Origin of the sequence: Antarcticimicrobium luteum (assembly GCF_004358185.1) — a bacterium.
Taxonomy (GTDB): Bacteria; Pseudomonadota; Alphaproteobacteria; order Rhodobacterales; family Rhodobacteraceae; genus Antarcticimicrobium; species Antarcticimicrobium luteum.
In genome coordinates this window covers 19,792-44,654 of record NZ_SMUV01000054.1, presented here as the reverse complement: position 1 = coordinate 44,654, position 24,863 = coordinate 19,792, and the positions used below count along the sequence as shown (strand labels likewise).

The 24,863-nt window shown below is 65.2% G+C and carries 20 protein-coding genes; 6 read left to right on the top strand and 14 right to left on the bottom strand.

Going from position 1 to position 24,863, the window contains the following annotated elements:
- Nucleotides 1-3 precede the first annotated feature (3 nt).
- The 9 genes from E1832_RS05660 to E1832_RS05620 form a co-directional block, all read right to left on the bottom strand.
- Nucleotides 4-1,161 carry an acyl-CoA dehydrogenase family protein gene (locus E1832_RS05660; protein WP_133358763.1) on the bottom strand — a complete coding sequence of 386 codons (1,158 nt, stop codon included), beginning with the start codon at nucleotides 1,159-1,161 and terminating at the stop codon, nucleotides 4-6.
- A complete protein-coding gene (locus E1832_RS05655; protein WP_165978805.1) occupies nucleotides 1,158-3,347 on the bottom strand; it encodes an acetate--CoA ligase family protein in 2,190 nt (729 codons plus the stop codon). The genes E1832_RS05660 and E1832_RS05655 overlap by 4 nt, the downstream gene beginning before the upstream one ends.
- Nucleotides 3,348-3,538: 191 nt before the next feature.
- Complete coding sequence (locus E1832_RS05650) at nucleotides 3,539-4,825, bottom strand: TRAP transporter large permease (RefSeq protein WP_133358761.1); 1,287 nt, start codon at nucleotides 4,823-4,825, stop codon at nucleotides 3,539-3,541.
- Complete coding sequence (locus E1832_RS05645) at nucleotides 4,822-5,355, bottom strand: TRAP transporter small permease (RefSeq protein WP_133358760.1); 534 nt, start codon at nucleotides 5,353-5,355, stop codon at nucleotides 4,822-4,824. The genes E1832_RS05650 and E1832_RS05645 overlap by 4 nt, the downstream gene beginning before the upstream one ends.
- Nucleotides 5,356-5,552: 197 nt before the next feature.
- Nucleotides 5,553-6,590: a TRAP transporter substrate-binding protein gene (locus tag E1832_RS05640; RefSeq protein ID WP_133358759.1), complete on the bottom strand. Its 1,038-nt coding sequence runs from the start codon at nucleotides 6,588-6,590 to the stop codon at nucleotides 5,553-5,555.
- 429 nt (nucleotides 6,591-7,019) lie between these two features.
- Nucleotides 7,020-8,633 (bottom strand): ABC transporter ATP-binding protein, encoded by a 1,614-nt coding sequence (locus tag E1832_RS05635; protein WP_133358758.1) that lies wholly within the window; start codon nucleotides 8,631-8,633, stop codon nucleotides 7,020-7,022.
- Nucleotides 8,630-9,502: an ABC transporter permease gene (locus E1832_RS05630; protein WP_133358757.1), complete on the bottom strand. Its 873-nt coding sequence runs from the start codon at nucleotides 9,500-9,502 to the stop codon at nucleotides 8,630-8,632. Before E1832_RS05630 ends, E1832_RS05635 begins: the two co-directional genes overlap by 4 nt.
- Nucleotides 9,502-10,446 (bottom strand): ABC transporter permease, encoded by a 945-nt coding sequence (locus tag E1832_RS05625; protein WP_133358756.1) that lies wholly within the window; start codon nucleotides 10,444-10,446, stop codon nucleotides 9,502-9,504. Before E1832_RS05625 ends, E1832_RS05630 begins: the two co-directional genes overlap by 1 nt.
- 68 nt (nucleotides 10,447-10,514) lie before the next feature.
- Nucleotides 10,515-12,071 carry an ABC transporter substrate-binding protein gene (locus E1832_RS05620; protein ID WP_133358755.1) on the bottom strand — a complete coding sequence of 519 codons (1,557 nt, stop codon included), beginning with the start codon at nucleotides 12,069-12,071 and terminating at the stop codon, nucleotides 10,515-10,517.
- 296 nt (nucleotides 12,072-12,367) lie between these two features.
- On the opposite strand from E1832_RS05620, the gene E1832_RS05615 reads away from it, so the two are divergent.
- The 4 genes from E1832_RS05615 (at nucleotide 12,368) to E1832_RS05600 (ending at nucleotide 17,007) form a co-directional block, all read left to right on the top strand.
- Nucleotides 12,368-13,813, top strand: a complete 1,446-nt coding sequence (locus E1832_RS05615) for a M81 family metallopeptidase (RefSeq protein WP_133358754.1) — start codon at nucleotides 12,368-12,370, stop codon at nucleotides 13,811-13,813.
- A gap of 140 nt (nucleotides 13,814-13,953) precedes the next feature.
- Complete coding sequence (locus E1832_RS05610; protein WP_245513845.1) at nucleotides 13,954-14,874, top strand: transketolase; 921 nt, start codon at nucleotides 13,954-13,956, stop codon at nucleotides 14,872-14,874.
- A 1-nt stretch (nucleotide 14,875) separates the two neighbouring features.
- Nucleotides 14,876-15,877, top strand: a complete 1,002-nt coding sequence (locus E1832_RS05605; protein WP_133358752.1) for a transketolase family protein — start codon at nucleotides 14,876-14,878, stop codon at nucleotides 15,875-15,877.
- Nucleotides 15,877-17,007: a RuBisCO large subunit C-terminal-like domain-containing protein gene (locus E1832_RS05600; protein WP_133358751.1), complete on the top strand. Its 1,131-nt coding sequence runs from the start codon at nucleotides 15,877-15,879 to the stop codon at nucleotides 17,005-17,007. Before E1832_RS05605 ends, E1832_RS05600 begins: the two co-directional genes overlap by 1 nt.
- Before the next feature lie 55 nt (nucleotides 17,008-17,062).
- Here the strand turns inward: E1832_RS05600 and E1832_RS05595 are convergent, their stop codons facing one another.
- The 4 genes from E1832_RS05595 to E1832_RS05580 form a co-directional block, all read right to left on the bottom strand.
- Entirely contained in the window at nucleotides 17,063-17,506 is a 444-nt protein-coding gene (locus tag E1832_RS05595) for an RbsD/FucU family protein (protein ID WP_133358750.1), read from the bottom strand.
- Between the two features lie 92 nt (nucleotides 17,507-17,598).
- Complete coding sequence (locus E1832_RS05590; RefSeq protein ID WP_133358749.1) at nucleotides 17,599-18,636, bottom strand: substrate-binding domain-containing protein; 1,038 nt, start codon at nucleotides 18,634-18,636, stop codon at nucleotides 17,599-17,601.
- A gap of 33 nt (nucleotides 18,637-18,669) precedes the next feature.
- The gene (locus tag E1832_RS05585) at nucleotides 18,670-19,686 is read right to left on the bottom strand and encodes an ABC transporter permease (protein WP_133358748.1); all 1,017 of its coding nucleotides are present in this window, start codon (nucleotides 19,684-19,686) and stop codon (nucleotides 18,670-18,672) included.
- A gap of 1 nt (nucleotide 19,687) precedes the next feature.
- Nucleotides 19,688-21,199 (bottom strand): sugar ABC transporter ATP-binding protein, encoded by a 1,512-nt coding sequence (locus E1832_RS05580; RefSeq protein ID WP_133358747.1) that lies wholly within the window; start codon nucleotides 21,197-21,199, stop codon nucleotides 19,688-19,690.
- Nucleotides 21,200-21,350: 151 nt separating this feature from the next.
- Between E1832_RS05580 and mtnK the strand changes: the two genes are divergently transcribed.
- Together mtnK and mtnA are read left to right on the top strand one after the other, a co-directional pair.
- Nucleotides 21,351-22,616, top strand: a complete 1,266-nt coding sequence (gene mtnK / locus E1832_RS05575) for an S-methyl-5-thioribose kinase (protein WP_133358746.1) — start codon at nucleotides 21,351-21,353, stop codon at nucleotides 22,614-22,616.
- A complete protein-coding gene (gene mtnA, locus E1832_RS05570) occupies nucleotides 22,613-23,707 on the top strand; it encodes an S-methyl-5-thioribose-1-phosphate isomerase (protein ID WP_133358745.1) in 1,095 nt (364 codons plus the stop codon). The genes mtnK and mtnA overlap by 4 nt, the downstream gene beginning before the upstream one ends.
- Before the next feature lie 168 nt (nucleotides 23,708-23,875).
- Here the strand turns inward: mtnA and E1832_RS05565 are convergent, their stop codons facing one another.
- Nucleotides 23,876-24,844, bottom strand: a complete 969-nt coding sequence (locus tag E1832_RS05565; protein WP_133358744.1) for a sugar-binding transcriptional regulator — start codon at nucleotides 24,842-24,844, stop codon at nucleotides 23,876-23,878.
- Nucleotides 24,845-24,863 lie beyond the last annotated feature (19 nt).

Below are 24,863 nucleotides of genomic sequence, written 5' to 3'. Positions count from 1 at the left end.
TCCTCAAAGCCCCAGAACCTGCCCGGCCAGAATGCCGCGCTGGATCTCGTTGCTGCCGCCGTAGATCGACAGCTTGCGCCAGTTCAGAAACTGATAGGCGGCATTCTCGAACGGCTCCTCGACACAGGCGCTCTCCCGTTCGGGCAGTGCCGCAGGCCCCGCGATGTCCATCATCAGCTCGGTCAGCCCCTGCTGGATCTCGGTGCCGCGGATCTTCAGCAACGAGGTTTCCGCCCCGATCCGAACCCCCGCCTCGGCCGCGCTCAGCAGCCGCAGCGTGGTCGCCTCGATCGCCATGATGTCGATCTCATAGCCCGCCAGCGCTGCGACAATCTCCGGATCGGCCCCACGCCCGGCGGCCACGGCCATCTCCCGCACCCGCTGCAGCAGGTGCTTCGACCGGCCGATGCCGCCGATGCCGAACCGCTCGTTCTCCAGCAGCGCCTTGGCATAGGTCCAACCCTTGTTGATCTCGGCCACCACCAGATCATCGGGCACGAAGACATCGTCGAGAAAGATCTCGTTCACCTCCTCGGTCCCGTCCATCAGCCGGATCGGACGCCGCGACACCCCCTCCGAGGTCATGTCAACCAGCATCATCGAGATGCCCTCCTGCCGCTTCACCTCGGGATCGGTGCGCACCAGGCAAAAGATCCAGTTGGCGTATTGCGCGTAGGTGGTCCAGGTCTTCGACCCGGAAATCCGCCAGCCGCCCGCGACTCGCACCGCACGCGTGCGCAGCGAGGCGAGGTCCGATCCCGCGCCCGGCTCGCTGAACCCCTGGCACCACCAGTCGTCCCCCGACAGGATGCCGGACAGGAAGCGTTTCTGCTGCGCCTCTGAGCCAAAACGCATCAGGATCGGGCCGATCATCTTGAGGCCGAAGCCCGGCAGCGGCGGCGTATGCAGGCGGAACATTTCCTCATCCGCGATCAGGCGCTGCCGCGCGGTCCAGCCCGGGCCGCCATGTTCCACCGGCCAGGCCGGGGCGACCCAGCCCCGTTCGAAAAGGCTGCGCTGCCAGCGCGCGAAATCCTCCCGCGCCAGCGGCGCGCCGCGCGCCACCTTGGCACGGGTCTCCGGGTGCAGGTTCGCCGCGACGAACGCGCGGATCTCCTCCCGGAACGCCATGTCCTCGGGACCGGTCAGCAGATCGGTCATGCCGCATCCTCCGGCTTGATGATCAACGCATCGACGGCGACGCAGCCCTCGCCCTCGGGCAGCACCAAGACCGGATTGATGTCGATGCTCTCGACGGTCTCCGCATGGGCCACCGAGAGGGCGGAGAGCCGCAGGATCGCCTCCTCCAGCGCCGCGCGATCCGCCCTTGGCGCCCCCCGGAATCCGGCGAGCAGCTTGCCCAGCCGGGTCTCGTCGATCATCTCCCGCGCGTCCTTGGCGGTCAGCGGCGCCCGGCGCAGGGCGACGTCGTTCAGAAGCTCCGTCATTACCCCGCCGACGCCGACCAGGATCATCGGGCCGAAGTCGGGATCGTTCTGCATCCCCAGAATCGCCTCGACCCCGCCCTTGACCATTTTCTGTACGATACAGGGCGCGGCCTCTCCGTTCAGGGTGTGCCCCGAAAGCTTGCCCTCCAGGTCGGCAAACGCCGCGCGTACCGCGTCGGCATCGGAGAGACCGAGGTGCACCAGCCCGGCGTCGGACTTGTGCTCCATCCCGTCGGCGAGCCCCTTCATCACCACCGGAAAGCCGATCCCTTCGGCCGCCGCCAGCGCCTCGTCTTCGGTCAGAACCAGCCTCTCGCCCACCATCGGCAGGCCATAGGCCCGTAACGCCTCCTTGGCGGCATATTCCGACAGGCTGCGCCCGCCCTGCGCCAGGAGGGTATCAACGATTTTCGCAGCCCCAGCAGGCATCTCCAGCGACGCCGCCTCGCCCGGCCCTTCCGCCTTGCGCCGGTGATAGTCCACGAAACGCTTCAGCGCCTTCAGCATCTGCTGGCTGCCGCGATAGATCGGCAGGCTGCGGTCGGCGGCCAGTTTTTCGTACCCCGCCTCCACCACCTTGCCGCCGTCATAGACCACGACGATGGGTTTTTCGGCGATCTTCGCCAGCTCCAGCACCGGCCCGATCAGATTGCCGCGCCAGGCCTCACGCACCTGATGGATGAAGACCACCATGATATCGGTGTTCTCGTCCGCCAGCACCGCCTCCAGGCTCGCGCCCCAGCGTTCGGGGTGGTTGTTGACGTTCCCCGACAGGTCCAGCGGGTTCACCGGTGGAGTGAAATCCAAAAGCGGTTTCAGCTTCTCGACCGTCGCCTCGGTGAAATCCGCCATCGGCAAGCCCAGCGCCTCGGCCTGATCGGCCATCACGCCGCTCCAGCCGCCGGAAAAGGTGACCACCGAAATTCGCTCGCCGCGCGGCGCCGGGCATTTCTCGAACAGGGCCGCCACATCGGCCAGCTCCAGCGGGTCGTCGACGGAGACCACATTGGCCTGCCGGAACACCGCTTCATAGGTTCGGAAGGCGCCCGCCATCTTGCCGGTATGGGCCAGCGCGGTGCGCGCGGCGCGCTGGCTGCGGCCCAGTTTCAGCACGATCAGCGGCTTGTCCGCCGCCCGGGCCCGCGCCGCCAGATCAAGGAAGCGGGACGGCGTGCGCAGCCCCTCCAGCGCCATGCAGACCGAGGCGATCTGCGGGTCCTGCAAGGCCCAGCTGGCGTAATCCGCCGCCTCGACGTTCAGCTCGTTGCCGGTGGAGACGAGATAGCGCATATGCACACCCTGATCGTGGGCGCGCGCCAGCAGCACCATCAGGAGCTGCCCGCTTTGCGAGATCAGCGCGGTGCGCCCGGCCGAGAGATCCGCCGGAAAGGTCGCCGCCGTCAGCCCCATGAAGCCGCTGTCGAGATTGGCGAGGCCAAGGCAATTCGGCCCGCAGATGGCGATCCGGTTGCGGTTCGCCACCTCGCGCAGCCGCTCCTCTAGCGCCCTGCCCTCTTCGCCGGTCTCGGAAAAGCCCGAGGCGAGGATCACCGCGCCGCGCACGCCCTTCCTGCCGCAATCCTCCAGAATGTCCGGCAGCGCCCGTTGCGGCACGAACATCAGCGCCGCGTCGACCGGCTCGGGAATGGCCGAGACCGAGGGGTAACAGGGCAGCCCGTTCAATTCCTCGTATTTCGGGTTCACCGGAAAGATCTTGCCCGTGTACCCCAGCCGCCGCAGCACCGGCACCGCAGCGCCGCTCCATCCCTCTGCCTTGGCGCTGGCGCCAATGACCGCCACGCTTTGCGGGTTCATCAGGCCGGAGAGCTGCCTGTGAACCCCGGCCTCCTCGGTGGTGCCCGATGATCGGCCAGACGCCGCCGCTCTATCCGATGACATTCCTCGTCCTCCCTTGAGTCTGGAAATGGCGCGGGGAAACGCCCTGTCTAACCCCCTGTCACGCCCCGACCGACCGGGTCCGTACGCGCCGGCGGCCCGTTCGTGACGCCCACGTTCGGGCTTGCAATTCATGGATGGCCGGTGAGGCCCGGGCGCGCCGCAGGTCCGCGGCCGCGCCTGAGCGTTCCGCCCTAGGCGTAGCCGAACAGCCGCGGGAAGAACATCGTGAAGAACGGCACATAGGTGATCAGCAACAGCACCACGATCTCGGCCGCGATAAAGGGCAGGATCGCCCAACTGAGCCGCGCCAGACTGACGTTTGAAATCCCGCAGGCGGCAAATAGCACCAGCCCGAAGGGTGGCGAGGCCAGTCCGATGGTCAGGTTGGTGCAGGTGATCAGGCCGAAATGGATCGGGTCCACCCCGTACTGATAGGCGATCGGCGCCAGCAGCGGCCCCAGCACGATGATGGCGAACCCCATGTCCAGGAACATCCCGATGATCAGGAACAGGACGTTCACCAGCAGCAGGAACACATATTTGTTCGCGGTCAGCGTCACGAACAGCAGCGTCACATGCTCGACCAGATTGTAATAGCTCACCAGCCAGCTGAAGGTCTTGGCGCAGGCCATCAGGAACATGATCATCGCCGTCGCCCGCACCGTGTGCCGCAGGATCGGCACGATGTCCGACAGCTTGAGGCTGCGGTAGAACAGAAATCCGACCGCGAGCCCGTACATCACCGCCACGGCCGAGGCCTGGGTCGGGCTGAAGAACCCGCCGAGGATGCCGCCCATGATCAGCGCCGGCAGCAGCAACGCGGGAATGCCGTGAACCACCGCCAGCAGCAGCCGCAGGACGCCGACGAACGGCGCGCGCTCTCCATAGCCCTTGCGGACCGCGATGATATAGGCGGTCATCATCAGGGCGATCGCCACCAGGATCCCCGGCAGCATGCCCGCCAGGAACAGCCCGGCGATCGACACGTTCATCACCGACGCATAGACCAGCATCGGAATGCTGGGCGGGATGATCGGCCCGATCACCGAACTCGCGGCGGTGACGGCAGCGCTGTACTCCTCACTGTAGCCGTTTTCCTTCATCGCGGGGATCATGATCCCGCCGACCGCGACGGTGTCGGACACCGCCGAGCCGGTGATGCCGGCAAAAAACATACTGGCGACGATATTGGTATGGGCGAGCCCGCCCCGGATCCAGCCGACCAGCGATCCGGCCAGCGTCATCAGCTTGTCGGTGATGCCGGCCCGGTTCATGATCTCGCCGGCCATGATGAAGAAGGGGATCGCCAGCAGCAGCAGGTTCTCGGTGCTCGAGAACATCCGCTGGGGAATTTGCAGAAACAGGCGCGGATCGCCGATGTCGACATAGACAAAGACGGTCATCAGCACGAGGCAGAACGCGATGGGCACCCCGAGCAGCAGCATCGGGACGAAACTGCCAAAAATAATTCCGATCACAGGTCAACTCCGACGGTTTGCATGTCTTCTTGCATGACGTTCGCCGGCGTCCTCGGATCGGGAAGCGCGGCGCCAATACTGAACAGCCCCAGCAGCGCGCCGCCGACCGGAACCGAGAGGTAGTAGTAGAACAGGTTGATATCGAGATAGAGCGAGGTCTGGTAACGGCCGACGAACAGCGCCATCTTGACCCCGTAATAGACCATGACCCAGACGATGATCAGCGCCAGCGCGGCATAGACGATCCGCAGCACCCACTGAAGATACGGTCCCAGAAGATCATAGATCATCTCGACCCCGATGTGCCCGCCGCGCCGCGCGATGATGCCGGCGCCGATGAAGATGGCCCAGGCGAACAGCAGGTTGTTGACCTCTTCGATCCAGATCAGGGAATTGCCGACAACCTGATCGACAATGATCCCGGTCGCCGTATTCACGAACAGCAGACCGGTCAGGATCATGGCGACTGCCATGCTGGCCTTTTCCAGCAGATCGAGAAAGGCCTGATATGCGATCAGCAGCTTGTTCATTTCGACGCTCTCCTTGTCGCCGCGGGCCGGATGCCCACGAGGGGTCCGCCCAGACTGGCGGACCTCGGTGAAAACGGGCAATCCGGGGGGACTTCTGTACGCTCCGATACGGGCGGGGGCCGAACCTGCGGGCGGGTGACGCGCAATCTCGCAGTCAGCCCACCCTTCGCGGTGCCGGCACCCGCACTGCCGGGGCCTTACTGCTCTGCCTCGGCTGCCTTGGACGCGGCGAGGATCTTGTCCACCCACTGCTGACCTTCATCGCCGATCTTGCGGACGATGGTGTCGACGTAGGGCTGCTGTCCCAGCGCGCGGAACTCTTCGATCTCGGCATCCGTGGGGTAGTAGAAGGTTGCCCCTTCGGCCTCCATCGCCGCCTTCACCACCAGCGAGCTGAGCAGCGACTGGGCATTGCCGACGCGGCCGCAGAGATCGCCGGCCTGCAGGATCAGCGTCTGGTTCTCCGGCGTGAGCGACTGAAAGAACTCTTCGTTGATCAGGATCGGATGCAGGTTGTAGCTGTGCCGCGTGACGGTGACATAGGGGTTCACCTCATACAGTTTCTTCGAATACATCGAATAGAGCTCGGTATCGTGCCCCTCGGCCATGCCCGATTGCAGCGAGGTGTAAAGCTCGCTCCAGGTGATGGTCACGGTATTGGCGCCCCAGCCGCGGAACATCGCCAGCAGACCGGGATTTTCCGGCACGCGCATCTTCATGCCTTGCAGATCCGCCGGGCTGTGGACCGGCTTTTCCGAATAGATGTTGCGGAAGCCCGCCCCTTCGGGCCAGGCCAGAACGCGAAGCCCGGTCTTCTTGAGAAAGGAGGCGGCCAGTTCATCTCCAAGCGGACCATCCATCACCTTCCACGCGGTCAGGCTGTCCCGGAACACATAAGGGATCTGGGTGACGCTGATCTCCGGCGCGAAGGGCACCATGATCGAGGTATAGGCGCCGACCATCTGGATCACGCCGGTCTGCGCCGATTCGATCATCGTGCGGGCGTTGCCGAGCGCACCGTCCGGGTGCACCTCGAGCTGAAGCCCGCCCGCCGAGGCCACCTCGAGGTAATTCTTCATCGCCGCGACACAGGCGGTCCGCCCCGAGCCGGGCAGGCGCAGGTCGCCTTCGGAGCTGTGCCCGAGCTTGATCACGATCGGCTCCGCAACCGCGGCCCCAACCATGGACCCCAAGGCCATCGACGCCCCCAGCGCGAATGCTGCAAGTTTGTTCATTTGTTTCCTCCCTGTCCCATTTCCTCCTCATGACGAGCGGTCACTGGCAGCGCCCGGCCCGGCATGATCTATCCCAGCGGCCTGGAACGACTTGCCGCTTTTGAAACGTTATTTTAAAAATATTCACCTGTCGATAGTTTTGCGCCATCCGGCCGCAGGCGGCCACACCGAATATAGGCGCCGCGAGCCATCGAGAGCAGATAGATTACATGGAAACAGGGGCTTATCGGCATGGGGCGATCTCAGCTTCGATCCAGGCCGGAGGCGGAACCGGCACCTTTGATCCGGATTTCCCGTGTCAGAGGGTCACGAACGCCGCCATCGCAACCCCCGTCCCGGCCCAAAAGCGGCCCGCCCGGACCCGGCGGGCGCAAAAGAAACAGGCCCCGATTCCGGGGCCTGTTGTCTGATCTCGGATCCGTCGTTGGTTCAGGCCGGGGCCTTGTCGAACCAACGGTGTCCCGGCGCCGCCGCGAGCAGCGCCCGCGTGTATTCGTGCTGGGGATTGGCGAACACCTCGGCGGTCGGGCCGCTTTCGACCACCACGCCCTTGCGCATGACCATGATCCGGTCACAGATCTGCGCCGCGACCCGCAGGTCATGGGTGATGAAGAGCATGGCCAGATCGAACTTGTCCTTGACGTCGTCCAGCAGGTCGAGCACCTGCGCCTGCACCGACACATCCAGTGCCGACACCGCCTCGTCTGCGATCAGCACGGTCGGCTCCATCGCCAGGGCGCGCGCGATGCAGATCCGCTGGCGCTGGCCGCCCGAGAACTGGTGCGGGAACCGCTCCAGCGCCTCCGGCGCCAGGCCCACAATCGACATCAGCCGCTGGGCCCGCTCCATCGCCTCTTTCGGATCGAGGCCGAAATTGACCGGGCCCTCGACGATCGACTGCCCGACGGTGCGACGCGGATTGAGCGACCGGTACGGATCCTGGAACACGATCTGGATGTCGCGCCGGTGCGGACGCAGCCGGTCTTCTCTCAGCGTTGCGATGTCGGTATCGCCGACCAGGACCTCGCCCGAGGTCGGATCGATCAGCCGCATGACACAGCGCGCGACCGTGGATTTGCCGGAGCCGGATTCGCCGACGATACCCAGCGTCTCGCCCCGGCGGACGACGAAATTGACGTCGTCGACGGCATGGACGACACGGCCCTTGCCGAACATCCCCTTGTTGCCATAGAGCTTGTCGAGGTGATTGGCCGAGAGCGCCGGCACCCCGGTCGCCTCTTCGCGCCTGGGCGGGTCCATCGAGGGCACCGCGCCGATCAGCATTTTGGTATAGGGGTGCTGGGGCGCGCCGAGAACCTGATCGACCGGACCCTGTTCCACGATCTCGCCGTTCTGCATGACGATCACCCGATCGGCGATGTCCGCGACGACGCCGAAATCGTGGGTGATGAACAACACGCCCATGCCGCGCCGCTCCTGCAGCTCCTTGATCAGCAAAAGGATCTGCGCCTGCGTGGTCACATCGAGCGCGGTTGTCGGTTCGTCCGCGATCAGCAGCACCGGTTCCAGAACCAGCGCCAGGGCGATGACGATCCGCTGCCGCTGGCCGCCGGAAAGCTGGTGCGGATAGGACCGGTACATCTTTTCAGGGTCCGGCAAATGCACGTCCGTCATCGCCTGGATCACCTTGGCCTTGCGCTCAGATGCCGACAGGCTGGTATGAATTTCCAGGATCTCGCCGATCTGATCGCCGACCGAGACCACCGGGTTCAGCGCCGTCATCGGCTCCTGAAAAATCATCGCCATCTTTTCGCCGCGCAGGCGCCGGATCTGGGCGTCCGAGGCGGTCAGGACGTTCTGTCCCTGCAACAGGATTTCCCCCGCCACCGGCGTCAGCGCCCTTTTGTCGTGCAGACCCATGACCGTGAACGAGGTCACCGATTTGCCCGAGCCGGACTCGCCAACCACGCAGACGATTTCACCGGCATTGACCTCGAAGGTGATGTCCTTGATCGCAAAGGGGCGGTCGGCCTGCGGCGGCAAGCTCACCGACAGGTCCCTGATTTCGAGAATGGCTGTCATCGCATGTTCCTCGCGATGCGCGGATCAAGCGAATCCCGCAGCCCGTCACCGACGATATTGACCGCCAGAACGGTCACGGCCAGCGCGGCGCCGGGAAAGAAGATGATCCACGGTGTCAGTTGGAAGAAGGTTCGGCCCTCGGACATGATATTGCCCCAGGACGGGATCTCCGGCGGGATACCGGCGCCGAGAAAGCCCAGGATCGCCTCGGTCAGCATCGCCGAGCCGCAGACATAGGTCGCCTGCACGATCAGCGGCGCGATTGTATTGGGCAGCACGTGGCGCACCATGATCGGCCAGGTACGGGTTCCGACCGAGATCGCCGCCTCGACATAGGGCTCTTCGCGCACGGTCAGCACCACCGAGCGGACCAGACGCACCACCCTCGGGATCTCGGGGATGACGATGGCGATGACCACGGTGGTCAGCGTCGCGCCGGAAAGCGAGATCAGCGCGATCGCCAGAAGGATCGCCGGGATCGACATCAGCCCGTCCATCACCCGCATGATGACAGCGTCCATGTAGCGGAAATACCCCGCCACCAGCCCGGTGAAGAGGCCGATCACGATCGAGACCACCGCCACGGCGATCCCGATGGTAAGCGAGATACGGGCGCCGTTCACCACCCGGCTGAACACGTCGCGGCCCAGTTGGTCGGTGCCGAAGAATCCGTATTCTCCCGGCGGCTTCAGCCGCGAGATCGGGTTGATCTTCATCGGATCGATGGTGAAGAACCCGCCGAGCACGGCGATCACCACGATGATCACAAGCAGCAGCCCGCCCCAGAACACCGAGCGGTTCTTGAGCGCGATCCGCCAGATGCTGACCTGGCTTTTGTCGGCTTCGGTCTGTATTGCGATTTCGGCCATCAGTAGCGGATCCTCGGGTCAAGAAGAGAATAGCTGAGGTCGATCAGCAGATTGAGCAGGATGTAGACGAAGCTGAAGAACAGGATCAGCCCTTGGATGATCGGGTAATCCCGCGCCAGCACCGCGTCGAGGACAAGGCGCCCCAGGCCGGGGATGTTGAAGACGCTTTCGGTCACCACCACGCCGCCGATCAGCAGCGCGATGCCGATGCCGATGACCGTGATGATCGGTACGGCCGCGTTGCGCAGCGCGTGGCGCAGCAGCACCTTGAACTCGCTCTGCCCCTTGGAGCGCGCGGTACGGACGTAATCCTCTTCCAGCACCTCGATCACCGAAGCACGGGTCATCCGCGCGATCAGCGCGATGAAGATCACGCTCAGCGTCAGCGTCGGCAGCGTGATATGCGCCAGGAATGGGCCGATCCCCTCGGTGAAGGGCGAGCGGTAGCCCTGCACCGGCAAGAGCTTGAGATTCAGCGACAGGACATAGATCAGCACATAGCCCAGAACGAAGACCGGCACCGAAAAGCCGCCGACCGAGAACAACATGACCACCCGGTCGACCCAGCTCCCGGCGCGATAGGCCGCCAGCGTGCCCAGCGGCACCGCGACAAACACCGAAAACAGGATCGTTGTCAGCGCCAGCAGCATCGTCGGTTCGATCCGCTGGGCGATCAGTTCGGCCACCGGCTTGTTCGAAAAGATCGACGTGCCCAGGTCGCCCTGCACGAGTTGACCCAGCCATTTCGTGAACTGGACCACGATCGGCTCGGACAGCCCCAACTGTTCCCGGATCCGTTCGACATCCTCGGCGGTGGCATAGTCCCCCGCGATGACCGCCGCCGGATCGCCCGGAGACAGTCGCAGCATCAGAAAGACGAAGAGCGCCACCACGACCATCACGGGAATGGTCATGAGAATACGCTTGATGATGTAGAAAAGCATGCTTGGTGCCCCAATTCTTTGTCCCGACGCGGGGGGGCGTCCCCCGCGTCGGGACGTTCTTCACGGTCTTATTCGACCGACATGTTCCAGAAGAACTGGACCGGCGACTTGATCAGGCCCTTGACGTTGTTGCGATAGGCCACCGGGGTAAAGAACTGCCCCAGTTCGCCCGACGCGCCGATCGCCCAGAGCCGTTCCTGCACCTTGGTGGCTGCGGCCTTCTTCTCTTCAAGCGAGCTCGCCTGCGAGAACGCCTTGCGCGCCGTCTCCAGCTCGGCGTCTTCGGCCCAGCCGAACCAGCCCTTGTCCGGGCTGCCCGAGAAGGCGATCGACATCGGATCGATCACGTCGGCACCGATCCACCAGGTGTGGAACATGTTCCAGCCGCCCTCGCCCACCGGGTCACGCAGCGCCCGGCGCGAGGTCAGGGTCGACCAGTCCATCGCCTCGAGTTTGACGGTGAACCCCGCATCGCGCAGCTTTTCGGCAGTCACCAGCGAGAAGGCCGAAAGCACCGAAATATCGGTCGGCTGCATGATCACGACCGGCGTGCCGTCGTAACCGGTCTTTGCCAGCGCGGCCTTGGCGGCTTCGGTATCACCGGTGGCCATCAGATCGGAGCCGGCGTCGTTCTCAAGCGGCGTGCCGCAGGGATAGACCGAATAGCAGGTCTTCCAGTATGCCGAGTCGCCGATACCGGCGGCCAGGTAGTCCTCTTGCTTCATGGCCATGATCGCGGCCCGGCGCACATCCGCGTCGTCGAACGGCGGCAGCGTGTGGTTGAACCGGGCAAAGCCGATGCTGCCCAGCGGGTCGTTCACCTCGACGGTGATGTCCGGGTTCGACGCCAGGATCGGGGCAAGATCCGGGGCCGGAGCCTCGTAATAGTCGACCTCACCGGCCATCAGCGCATTCATCGCCGTGGTGGCATCGGGGAAATACTGCCAGATCACCTTGTCGACCTTGGCGATCTTGCCGCCGGCGGCAGCCGAGACCGGCTCGTCGCGCGGCACATAATCCGCGAACTTGGTGTAGACGACCGTGGACCCGGGCACCCATTCATCGGCCTGGAACACGAAGGGACCGGAACCGATATACTCGGAAATCTGCTCGAACGGGTCGGTTTCGGCGATCCGCTTGGGCATGATGAAGGGCACGTTGGACGAGATCTTGCCAATCGATTCCAGCACCAGGCCATAGGGCTCCTTCAGGGTCATGACGACGGTCTTAGCGTCCGGCGCCTCCAGCGTGTCGATCACACCGAACAGCTGCTGGCCCATGCCGTCACGGGCGCCCCAGCGCGTCAGCGAGGCAACGACGTCCTCGCCGGTGACCGGCGCGCCATCATGGAATTTCAACCCGTCGCGCAAGACAAAGGTCCAGACCAGACCGTCATCGGACGTGGTCCAGGTGTCGACCATCTGCGGCTGCGGCTTGAAGCTCTCGTCCATCGCGAACAGCGTGTCGTAGATCATGTAGCCGTGGTTGCGTGATATATAGGCGGTGGTCCAGATCGGATCGAGGTTCTTCAGATCCGCATGGGGGATGACCCGCATGACTGTCTCTGCCGTCGCCTGCGAGGCCAGCGACGTTGCCGCCAGCGGCATCGCGACGGCGGCGGCCATCAACGCGCGTCGCGTAATTTTTCCGAAACTTGAATACATGAATGACTCCCTGTCATATTTGCCGGACTAACGGGCCGGCGTCCTGTTGATTTTCATTGAAGTTTCAATTGTAAGAGCACAGCCTGTCAAGCAATGGCTCCCATGTTCCGTTGGGCGGGACTTCTTACGGCAGGATACGCACATAATATGATCGTGCATATATTTTCCTTCGTGACAATGGCGCAGCGCGTCCGATGTCACGCCCCGGGTTCCAACCACGCCTCCTTTTTCACTCCCCAAAGCACTGAGACCGTTCAATGACCCGCATCGCCATCGCCGGCTTACAGCACGAAACGAACACCTTTGCTCCGGATGAGACCACTCTTTCGGATTTCCAGCGCCAGGGCGCCTGGCCCGCGCTGACCCGGGGGGCTGACATCTTTCAGGTCTTCGACGGGCTCAACATCCCGATCGCCGGTTTCATCGACACCTGCGACCACGACATGATCCCGATTCTCTGGGCGATGGCCGAGCCGGGTGGTTATGTCACCGACGAGGCCTTTGACACCATCACCGGCGAAATCGTCGAGGGCATCGTCGCGGCGCGGCCCGACGCCGCCTATCTGGACCTGCACGGCGCGATGGTGACCCGGCGTTATCCCGACGCCGAGGCCGAAATCCTGAACCGGATCCGGCAGGCGATGGGCCCCGACTTCCCGATCGCGGTCAGCCTGGACCTGCACGGCAACCTCAGCCCCGCCTTTTTCGAGGCGGCAACCGTGGTGACGATCTATCGAACCTATCCGCATACCGATTTCGCCCGGACCGGCGCCCGCGCCGCCGAGCTGCTCGACCGCGCGATGGCCGCGCCGCTCTTCGGCGCCTATCGGCAGGGTAATTACCTGACGCCGATCACCGCCCAGACGACCGAGTTCAGCCCGGCGAAAGACCTCTACGCGGCGCTGGACACACGCGGTGCGGTCTCGCTCGACCTCGCGCTGGGGTTCCCGCCCGCCGATATCCCCGACTGCGGCCCGTCGATCTTCGCCTATGCCGAGACCCAGGAGGCCGCCGATGCCGCGGCGGATGCAACCGCGGCCCATCTGGCCGAGGTGGAACCGCAGTTCGATGCGCGCCTTCTTCCCGCCGCAGAGGCGGTGGCACGGGCCATGGCCACCCCCGGCCCCGTCGTCATCGCCGATCCGCAGGACAATCCCGGTGCCGGCGGCACCGGCGACACCACGGGGATCCTCAGGGCGCTGATCGACGCGCAGGCCCCCGATGCCGTGCTGTCCATGCTGCAGGATCCCGAAACCGCCGCCGCCGCCCACGCCGCCGGGATCGGCGCGCGGATCGCGGTCCGGCTCGGCGGCGGTCACCGGCAATATTCCGAACCGCTGGAGGTCGATGTCATCGTCGAGACCTTGTCGGATGGGAAATTCCGCTGCTCCGGCCCCAGTTTTGGTGGCTCGGAGGCCGATCTGGGTCCGATCGCGGGACTGCGCATCGCCGGGACCGGAATTCGGGTGGTCGTCGGCACCGTACGGGCGCAGAATCTGGATCAGGAATTCTTCCGCGTCGCCGGAATCGAACCGTCCGAACACAGCATCATCTGCGTGAAAAGCGCGGTGCATTTCATGGCCGATTACAAGCGGATCACGCAAAACATCCTGTTCGCGGTCGCGCCGGGGGCCAACCCCTGTGACCTGCCCAGCCTGCCCTTCACCCGCCTGAGGCCCGGCCTGCGCCTCGACGCCGCCTGACGGCGGCGGCTTTCGTTCCGGGCGCAGCCATCCACAACGCGATTATCATTAGTCAATTAATATTGACTAATGTATCCGCCGTACCGGATACTCTGCCCGAACGGGCATCAGTGATCGGGGGGGCGCAGGCCTTGCAGAACGTGAAAACCACCGAAGAGGTCGCGCTTGGCATTCGCCGCCGGGTCTTTGAACATTCCATGCGCAACAATGGCGGCTATCTCAGCCAGGCCTGCTCGGCCGCGGAACAGCTCGCCTTTCTGTACAACGAGGCCCTGACCCTCGGGCAGCCGACACTGCCGATGATCCCGCGCCCGTTCGGCGGCGTGCCCTCGGCCGACAATCCGGACTATGTCACCGGGGCCGGCTACAATGGCCCGTTCGAGCCGCATTTCGACCGCCTCTTCATCGCCCCGGCCCATTACGCGCTGGTCGCCTATGCCGCCCTGATCGAGGTCGGCCGCATGGCGCCCGAGGGGCTGGAGATGTTCAATCAGGATGGCTCTTCGGTCGAGATGATCGGGGCCGAGCACAGCCCCGGCATGGAGGTGCACAACGGCACGCTGGGGATCGGGTTCTCGACCGGCGCGGGGCTGGCCTGGGGCCGCAAGCGCAAGGGTGAAAGCGGCAAGGTCTGCGTCTTCATGTCCGACGGCGAGGTGCAGGAGGGCCAGACCTGGGAGGCGGTGCAGGCCGCCGCCCATCATGGCATCGACAACCTCTGGGCCATCATGGACGTCAACCGCCAGCAATGCGACGGCGCGATGGACAGCGTGATGGAGGTGGGCGACATCTCCACCAAGCTGCGCGATTTCGGCGCCGTGGTGGTCGAGATCGACGCCCACGACATCGACGCGATGCGCCAGGCCAGGGCCGAACCGCATGAGGGCCGCCCGCTGATCATCCTCGCCCATTCCAGCCCGACCAAGGGTATGGATTTCCTGATGAAACGGTTCCCGCGCCTGCATTACGTGCGATTCAAGAGCGCCGAGGAACGCGACGAGATGAACACGGCAATCGCGGCCGAACTGGGCATCGCCCCGGTCGATCTGGGAGGGCACTGAGATGGAAATGGTCAACCGCCCCTATGCGGGCGCCTTCGAACGGTATGCTGTGCAACACCCCGAGGTGCTGTGTCTATCCGCCGACCTCACCTCGAGCTGCGAGATCGACGGCTTCCGCGACCGTCACCCGGATCAGTTCCTGTCCATGGGCATGGCCGAGCAGAACATGCTGTCTTTTGCCGGCGGACTCGGGCTGGCGGGGTTCCGCCCCTTTATCCACACCTTCGGGGTGTTCCTTTATCGCCGCCCCTATGACCAGCTGATGGCCTCGATCGCCTATCCGCGCCGCAAGGTGCGGCTGATGGGATTCCTGCCCGGCGTCACCACGCCCGGCGGCATGACCCACCAGGCGATCGAGGATATCTCGGTCCTGCGCACGATTCCGAACATGACCGTGCTGGAAACCGGCGACGCCACCGAGGTCGAAGGCATCGTCGAGGCCGCCGACAGCATCGACGGCCCGGTCTATTGCCGGGTGCTGCGCGGGTCGGTCCCGCGGCTGTTCGACACCCCCTTCAAGGTGGGCGAGATCCGGATCCTGTCCGAGGGGGACGACGTTCTTGTCATCACCGCCGGCATCACCACCGAAGAGGCGATCCGCGCCCGCGGCGCATTGGACAAGGCCGGCGTTTCGGTGCGCCACCTGCATTTGAGCACGCTGAAGCCCTTCGACGCCGAGGCGATCGTGGCCCATGCGGCCAGCGTGAAACATGGCGTCGTCACGCTGGAAAACCACCTGGTTGCGGGCGGCATCGGCAGCATGACGGCCGAGGCGATGGCCGAGGCGGGGTTGGGCAAGAAACTGGTGCGGCTGGGGCTGCGGGACACCTATGCCCATGGTGGCTCGCGCCCCTACCTGATGAACTACTATGGTCTGGACGCGCTGGCGCTGGTGCGCGGGATCGAACGGCTGACCGGCGAGGAAACCGGCATCGACGAGGACGCGTTGGACGCGGTCCGGGTCGAGGCGGTGCATTCCGCCGTCAAGGCCGAGGCGCTGTGATGACGCGGTTTTCCGTCACCTACCGGATCTTCGCCCCGGAACTGGCCGAGGCAAAGGTCCGCGCCGAGGCGATCGCGCTGGAACAGACCGTCGAGATCCCCCGGGACGTGGTCCCGGCAGGGTTCATCGAGGACGAGATCCTCGGCCGGGTGGAAGAGATCGGATCCGACGGCGACGGACAGTTCCGCGCCACCCTCTCCTACAGCCCGCACAGCGCGGGTTTCGAGATCGCGCAGTTCTTCAACGTGATCTTCGGCAATTCCTCGATCCAGCGGGGGCTGCGGGTGGTCGGCATCGAGCCAGGTGAGGAGATGGCCCGGCGCCATCCCGGCCCCCGGTTCGGGATCGACGGCGTACGCGCGCTCTGCGGGCGCCCCGCGGGCGGCCTGATCGCCCCGGTGCTGAAGCCGCAGGGGCTGGACGCCGACGATCTGGCGCGGATCGGCTATCTTTGCGCCCGCGGCGGCGCCGATATCGTCAAGGAGGACCACGGGCTGATGGATCAGCCGATGGCGCCGTTCCGCGAAAGGGTCGAAAAGACCGCCGCCGCCGTCACCCGCGCGAATGCCGAGACCGGCGGCCGGGCGCTGTATTTCCCGACGCTTGCCGGGCAGCCGGACCAGTTGGAGGGCAACATCCGCTTTGCCCGCGATGCCGGGGCGGACGGGTTGCTGGTCCTGCCGGGACTGCTGGGCTTTGGCACTGTCTCGCGCATTGCCCGCGACAGGGAACTGAACATGCCGGTGATGACGCATCCCAGCTTTCTGGGCCCCTATGTGCTGTCCCCGGATACCGGATTCGATCACGGGGTGATGTTCGGAACGCTGCAACGCATCGCCGGCGCCGACATCTCGGTGTTCCCCAATGTGGGCGGGCGGTTCGGGTTCAGCCACGCTGAATGCGCCGGGATCGCGCACGCCTGCCGCGACGGCGCCGGGCCGGGCCGGCCGATGTTGCCCAGTCCCGGCGGCGGCATGAGCGTTGATCGTGCCGCCGATATGGCGGCGATGTATGGCGATGACGTTGTGTATCTGCTGGGGGGCAGCCTGCTGCGCCTTGGTGAGCGGATCGGCGAGGGTATTGCCGCGATGCGCGCGGCGCTGGATGCCGTTCGGGCCGCAGAAGCCTGAGAGCTGACCTTCCTTCGGTCGACTGGACCGGCCCGCTTCGGGCCGGTCCTCTTTTTCACAGAATGACCCCTTTGCGCAGGATGAAGCAGCCAAAGGCGCGGGTCTCGGTGCAGCGCAGCACCGCATAGGCCTGCGCCGCGCGCTGGTAAAAGGCGCTGCGGGCAATGCTGCCGATGTCGCAGCTGTCGGACGGATCGGCCTGTATTGCCGCGATGGCCTCACGGTGAACCGCCTCGGGCACCGGACCCTGGCCGTCGACCTCCATCCACAGGGCGCCTTCCGGGGCGAAGGAATCCAGCGGCATGAGCGCGGTGACCAGTTCGATCGCCTGCGGCGCAGAGAACCCGGGCAGCTCGATCATTCGCCCGCTGTGGGTGCGGGAGGCGGTGCTGTGGGCCGGAAAGTTGCAGTCCACGACCGCCAGTTCGTCGCCATGGCCCATCCGCATCAGCGTATCGAGCAGGTCGGCGGGCATACGTGGGTCTATACCCTTGAGCATGTGTTGATCTCCTTGCGGGCAACCGGACAAGGAAACGGGGCCGAGGCATGTGCCCCGGCCCCGTCAATGTCCGTGAGTGAGTGGTCGGTCCCTTAGCGCGCCGGAAGCGGCATCCAGTCCGGCACCGCGACATCGGCATGGGCAAAGGCGGGCGCCTTCTTGCCCAGGTCCTCCATGTTCTTGATGTCGAGATCGTTCAGCATCGCCTGGGTGATCAGGGTCGGCGGCACGATGACGTTGTGGCCCGGATCCTCGCCCGCCAGCAGCATCGCCAGCGCGCGCACCGACACCTCGCCCACCACGGCGGGGTTGGTTGCGGCGGTGGCTTTCCAGGCCGAGCCGGCCTCGCGCATGGCGGCGATGTCAGCGGTCGAGACGTCGGCCGAGTAGATCGACACCTGACTGGTCATGCCGGCCTCGTCCACGGCGATCTTCACGCCCTTGGCGAACTCGTCATAGGGGGCAAACATCACGGTGATGCTGGGGTTGGCCGAGAGCACCGAGCGCGCCTGGTTGGCGACCGAGTTGGCGATCGGGTTGTCGAGGGTGCCAAATTCGGCGACCTGCTTGATGCCGGGGTTGGCGGCCTTGACCTTGACCCAAGTCTCGTCGCGGCGATCGAGCGGCGCGATGCCCGGAACATAGACATAGCCGGCGGTGAATTCGGTGCCGTTGTCCTCCACCGCCTGTTCCAGCGCCAGGCGGGCCAGGTCGCGGTCCGACTGTTCGATCTGCGGGATGGCGTCGTTCTCGACGTTGACGTCGAAGGCCACCACCTTGATGCCGGCCTCGACCGCGCGTTGCGCGGCGGCCTGCATGGATTCGGTCAGCCCGTGCTGGATGATGATGCCATCCACGCCGAGGGCGATGGCCTGGTCGACCATGTCGGCCTGCAACGCCGCATCCTGACGGCTGTCGAAAACGCGCAGATCAACGCCGATTGCGGCGGCCTGCTTCTCCACGCCCGAAAGATAGGCCTGGAAGAAATCGCCGGTGGACAGATAGCGCACCAGCGCGACCTTCACATCGCCCGGGTTGTCCAGCGGCGCGGGCATATCTGCCGCCCAGCCCAGCCCGGGCAGCATCGCCGCCGCCCCGATTAGTCCTGCAAACACACGTCTGGTAATCATGGTTTCCTCCCTTTTTATGCGGTCCTGGTTTGATCAGCCGCGCCCCCGGCCTCCTCTGCCCGACAGCGCGAAGGTAAAGACAAGCGCGATCACGAGAACCCCGCCCTTGATGAAATCCTGGGTGTAGTAAGGCGCGTTCATCATCGTCAGCCCCTGCAGCAGGATGCCGACGAAAAGCGCGCCGATGGCGGTGCCGAAGGCATTGGGTTTCGACGCGCCCAGCACCGCAAAGCCGATCAGCGCCGCGGCGACCGAATCCAGCAGCAGGTTGTTGCCCGAGGCCACGTCGCCCCGCCCCAGACGCGCCGCCAGCAGGATCCCCCCCACCGAGGCGAGCGTGCCGGAGATCATGTAGGCCGCGATCTTGTAGCGATTGACGTTGGCCCCGGCGAGGCTGGCCGCCTGCGCGTTCGAGCCGATTGCATACATCAGCCGTCCATGCCGGGTCAGTTCCAGAAACACCCAGACCAGAACGGCGATCACGACCAGAAACACCACGGACAGCGGCAGCAGATCCGGCACGATCAGGTCCAGCCGGTGGCGGCCCAGCATCAGAAAACCCGGTGAAAAGATGCCGGCGGCGGTGCTGCCATCGGGCAGCGCCATGCCGGTCGATATCGAGCGCCCCTCGGTCGGGATCCGCTGCAATCCGACCAGCAGGAACATCATGCCCAGCGTGGCCAGAAGATCGGGGATCCTGGCCTTGACGATCAACAGGCCATTGACCAGCCCCACGGCCGCCCCCATCAGCAGACACAGCACCACCGCCATGCCCGCGCTCATCTCCCACACGACCATGACATAGGCCGACAGCATCAGCGCCGAGGTCGCCACCGCGCCGATCGACAGATCAAAGCCGCCGACGACAAGTGTCGCGGTCACGCCCAGCGCCAGAATGCCGGTGATGGCGACCGATTGCAGGATGAAGACCGCACTGAAGGGCGACAAAAACCCCTCGGCGTTGAGGCCGAACACGACGATCAGCGCGGCCATCAACAGCAGAAATCCATATTTGATCGCGAAATCGATCAGGTGCGAGGTGTCCTTCATTTTATTGTCCTGCTGCGCGTGCTGGTTCCGCGTCGACCACCTGGGCCATGATCGCGGACACGTCTATGTTTTCATTTCGGTGCTCGCCGACGATCGAATGCTCGCTCATCACGAGGACGCGGTCGGCGATTTCCAGGGCCTCGTCGAGTTCGGCGACGAAAACGATCGTGGCGCGATGTGCGGAGGTTTCGCGAATCTTGTGGCCGATGTCGCGGCGGGCCTGGATGTCGACGCCCTGAAACGGTTCGTCCAGGATCAGCAGGCGCGCCGCCTCGGCCATCCAGCGCGCAACCATCACCTTTTGCTGGTTGCCCCCGGACAGGGTCAGGATGCCGTCGGACGGGTTTTGACATACGATCCCCATGGTGCCGATCATGCGTCCGGCGGTCGCGCGCTCGGACCGGAAGGACAAAAAGGACAGCCGGCTGTGCCGCGCAATGAACGGCAGCGTCAGGTTCCGGGTGATGTCGAAATCCGCCACCACCGCGTTGATCAGCCGGTCCTTGGGGCACAGAAAGACGCCCGCGTCGATGGCCGCCCGGGCGCTGGCCGGGGCATGCGGCCCGCCGTCCAGCCTCATGGTCCCGGATACCGGCGCCGCGAGCCCGAACAGCGCCCCGGCGAAATCAGACTTGCCGCTGCCGACCAACCCGGTGATGGCGATCACCTCGTTTTCCCGCGCCTCGAGCGAGAACGGCCGCGCGCCGTCGCGCAGGACAAGATCCCGCACCTCCAGGACCGGGCGTCCAGGCTGCGGAATGGCGATGTCGACCTCGGTGATCTCATGGCCGAGCATGGCGCGGACCGAGCCGGAGTAATCCAGAGGCGCGTCCTCGAAGACGCCGGAAATCGCCCCGTCGCGCATCGACACGATCCGGTCCGCGAGCCGGCGGATATCGGACATGCGATGCGAGATATAAAGGATCGCAACCCCGCGATCACGCAATTGCTCCACCAGATCGAACAGACGGTCCGCCTCGACCGCCGACAGCGACGAGGTCGGCTCATCCAGGATCAGCAGCCTTGGCTCATGCGCCATCGCCCGAGCGATCGACACCAGTTGGCGGTCGGCCAGAGACAGGTCCGAAACCTGCCGCCTGACGTCGATCTCGAGGCCGACGGCCGCCGCGATCTGTCTTGCGCGCGCACGCATCTGGCCGCGCCTCAGAAACACGCCCCCGCCCCCGGCCAGCGAGTCGAGCACAAGGTTCGAGACCACATCGAGATCGGGCACGACGCCGTCGTTGATGTTCTGGTGCACCGTCACCACGCCGGCGCGCAGCGCGTCCGAGGGCGAGTTGGCGACAAGCGGTGCCCCGCCCAGCGTGATCTCGCCGGAATCGGCGGCATGAACGCCGCACAGGATCTTGACCAGGGTGGATTTGCCGGCGCCGTTCGCCCCCATCAGGACGGTCACCTGCCCGGCGGGAATCTCCAGGTCGACCCCCCGCAGCACCTGGTTGCGACCAAAGGCCTTGTGCAGACCGGAAAGCCGGATTGCCTGATCGCTCACGTTACTTTTCTCCTCCGTTGAGGCAGATGCTACGCCTCGAAACTTTCATATGTCAATATAATTTGACAATTGCATCACGACGCGGAATTCTACCTTGCGAAGGTGCCGCCTCCGGGCATTCCGCACCCTGCCAAGCAAGAGGAGGAGAGCCGTGACGACCCAGGAATTCCAAGCCCTGAGCCCGGCGACCCTGGCCGGGAGGCTGGGACAGATCGACGCCGTCCGCACCCGTCTGGGCGACCCGCAGGAGTGGCGCATGCGGGAGGTTGGCGATGGCAATCTCAATCTGGTGTTCATCGTCGACGGCCCCGGCGGCAGCGTCGTGGTGAAACAGGCCCTGCCCTATGTCCGCCTTGTCGGAGAAAGCTGGCCGCTGCCGCTGAAACGGGCTTTTTTCGAGTACAACGCCCTGACCCGCCAGAACCGGCGCGACCCCGGTTCGGTGCCCGAGATCTATTACTTCGACGAGGGTCAGGCGATCATCGCCATGGAGTTTCTCAGCCCGCACGTGATCCTGCGCAAGAGCCTGATGGCAGGAACGCGCCACGCGGGCCTTGGCGGTTTTCTCGGCCGCTTCTGCGCCCGCACGCTGTTCCGTGGCTCGGACCTGTCGCTGCCGACGGCCGAGCGCAAGGCCGATCTGGCCCTCTTCGCCGGCAACGTCGAGCTTTGCGACATTACCGAAAACCTGGTGTTCTCGGACCCCTATTTCGCGGCCGAGCTGAACCGGCACACACCGCAGCTTGACCCGATCGTCACCGCCCTGCGCGCCGACACCGACCTGAAGATCGCCGCCCAGCACCTCAAGATGACCTTTGCCAATAACGCCGAGACCTTGCTGCATGGCGATCTGCACACCGGCTCGGTCATGGTGACCGGAGACGAGGCCCGCGTGATCGACCCCGAATTCGCCACCTACGGGCCGATGGGGTTCGACATCGGCATGCTGATCGCGAATTTCCTGATGGCCTATTGCGCCCAGCCCGGCCACGCCGAGGCGCCGGGTGCGCGCGCGGAGTATCAGGAGTGGATCCTGTCGGTGGTGGACGAGATCTGGACCAGCTTCACCGCCGAGTTCACCCGTCTGTGGCGCAGCGAGCGCACCGGCATCCTCTATCAGGCCAGCCTGTTCGAGGATCAGGGCCACGGTCTGGCCTCGGAGCAGGCCCGGATCGAGCGGCTGGCCGCGATCTGGCGCGACTGCCTTGGCTTTTGCGGCATCGAGATTCACCGCCGCACGCTCGGGCTGGCCCATATCGCGGAATATGACGAGATCGCCGACGACGCGGCGCGGGCCGCCTGCGAGGCGCGCGGCCTGATGCTGGGCCGGACGCTGGCCGTCGCGCGCGCACAGTTCACCGGCATGGAAGAGGTGCTCGATCTCGCCCGCCGGACCAATCAAGAGGACTACCTATGAAAATCGACGGCACCCATTACCGCTCCATCTGGCGTGAGCCCTCGGGCGAGGTGCGCATCATCGACCAGCGCTGGCTGCCACATGAGCTGCGCATCGTGCCGCTGGTCACGCGGGCGGACTTTGCCGACGCGATCCGCGACATGTGGGTGCGCGGCGCGCCTTTGATCGGCGCGACGGCGGCCTATGGCGTGGCGGTGCAGATGGCGGCCGACCCGTCGGACGCCTCGCTGCGCGAAACCTATGACCTGCTGCACGAGACCCGCCCCACGGCGATCAACCTGAAATGGGCGCTCGACGAGATGACCCGCGCGCTGCACCCGCTGCGGCCGGAGCTGCGCGCAGACGCCGCCTTTGCCCGCGCCGCGGAGATCTGCGACGAGGATGTCGAGATCAACCGGCGGATCGGCCTGCACGGGCTGGAAATCATCCGCGAGATCGCGGCGAAGAAGGGCGGCGGCAGGGTCAACCTGCTGACCCATTGCAATGCCGGCTGGCTCGCCACCGTCGATTGGGGCACCGCGACCTCGCCGATCTACCACGCGCTCGAGAACGGTATCGACGTGCATGTCTTCGTGGACGAAACCCGGCCCCGCAACCAGGGCGCGCAGCTGACCAGCTGGGAGCTGAACAGTCACGGCGTCAGCCACGATCTGATCGTGGACAATGCCGGTGGCCATCTGATGCAGCACGGCGAGATCGATCTGGTGATCGTCGGCACCGACCGCACCACCGCCAGCGGCGACGTCTGCAACAAGATCGGAACCTATCTCAAGGCGCTGGCGGCCCGGGCCAACGACGTGCCCTTCTATGTCGCCCTGCCCTCGCCCACGATCGACTGGACCGTATCCGACGGTCTCAGGGAAATCCCGATCGAGGAACGCAACGGCGAGGAGGTCACCCATGTGCAGGGCCGCGACGCCGAGGGGCGGATCGTCTCGGTTCAGATCTCGCCCGATGGCACGCCGGCGCGCAATCCCGCCTTCGACGTGACCCCCGCCGATCTGGTCACCGGGCTGATCACCGAACGCGGCGTGGCCAGGGCCGATGCGGCGGCGTTGGCGGCGATGTTCCCCGACCTTGCCGGCCGCTGAGACGCACGGCCCTGAAACGTAAAAGACCCGGCCTGGCGCCGGGTCTTTTCCTTTTGGAGCTTGTCTTCGATCCGGGTCGGTCCGCCATACGGGCCATACGGGACCGGGCCGCCATTGGACGATTGCGCCGGTTCGCCCGGAGTCGGGCCAATGACGCCGCCGATCCGATCAATCCGCCGCCAGAAGCGCGTCGGCCACACTCAAACTCGTCACCAGATGAGTGACGTAGCCGCCCCGGATCGCGGCCAGCGATGCGGCCACCTTGTCCGTTCCGGGGGTGACAAGAATGCCCTGGTCCAGCCCGACCAGCCTGTCCAGCGGGATCCCGATCATCCGGTCTTCCAGCGGGCCGGCGATGGCCTGCCCCCCGGCGTCGATAAAGCGGCCGCACAGAACCCCGGTGGCGCCCTGAGCGACGTACCACTCCAATTCCTCCAGCGTCGCCAGCCCGCTGCCGACCACATGGCTGTCCGGCAGGCAGGTTCCGACGGAAAACAGAAACTTGTTGCAGGTCTCCAACCGCGCAAGCTGATTGTGGATGATCGGCTCGGCGCGGAGCGCCTCGGCCAGCGCGGCGCTGCTCAGGATCGCCGGGGCGTGCAGGTTGAAACAGCGCGCGCCCAGACGCTGGGCCAGGCGCGTCGAACAGGCCTCGGCGGTAAAGCCATAGGGCGTCGCCATCGAGCCCACCAGTTGCAGCACCGTCAGATCGTCGATCCGGGTCTCTTCCGCGGCCTGGGTCAGCTCGTAGATCGTTCGCCCCCAGGCAACGCCCAGGCGGTCGCCGCTTTCCAGCAGTTCGGGCAACCACTGCGCCGCCCCATGCGCGACGCGATAGAAACCGGTTTCCGCATCGGCGCCCTCGTCAGGAATGACATAGGCCGCGGTCAGGCCGAACCTTTTGCACAGCTCGACCGCCGCGCGATGGGTGGTAAAGGCCCGCGCGTGCAGCGTTATCCGGATGTGCCCGCGCTCGCGCGCCTCTTGCAGGTAGTTGACCACCGTTGCCCGAGAAATCTCCAGCCGGTCGGCGATCTCCTTCTGGTTCAGCCCTTCCTGGTAATACATCCAGGCCACCTCGATCACGACATTCTCACCGCTGATCCGCCCGGTTGTCCTGCGTTTGGTGCTGACCATCCGATTGCCTCATTTTATC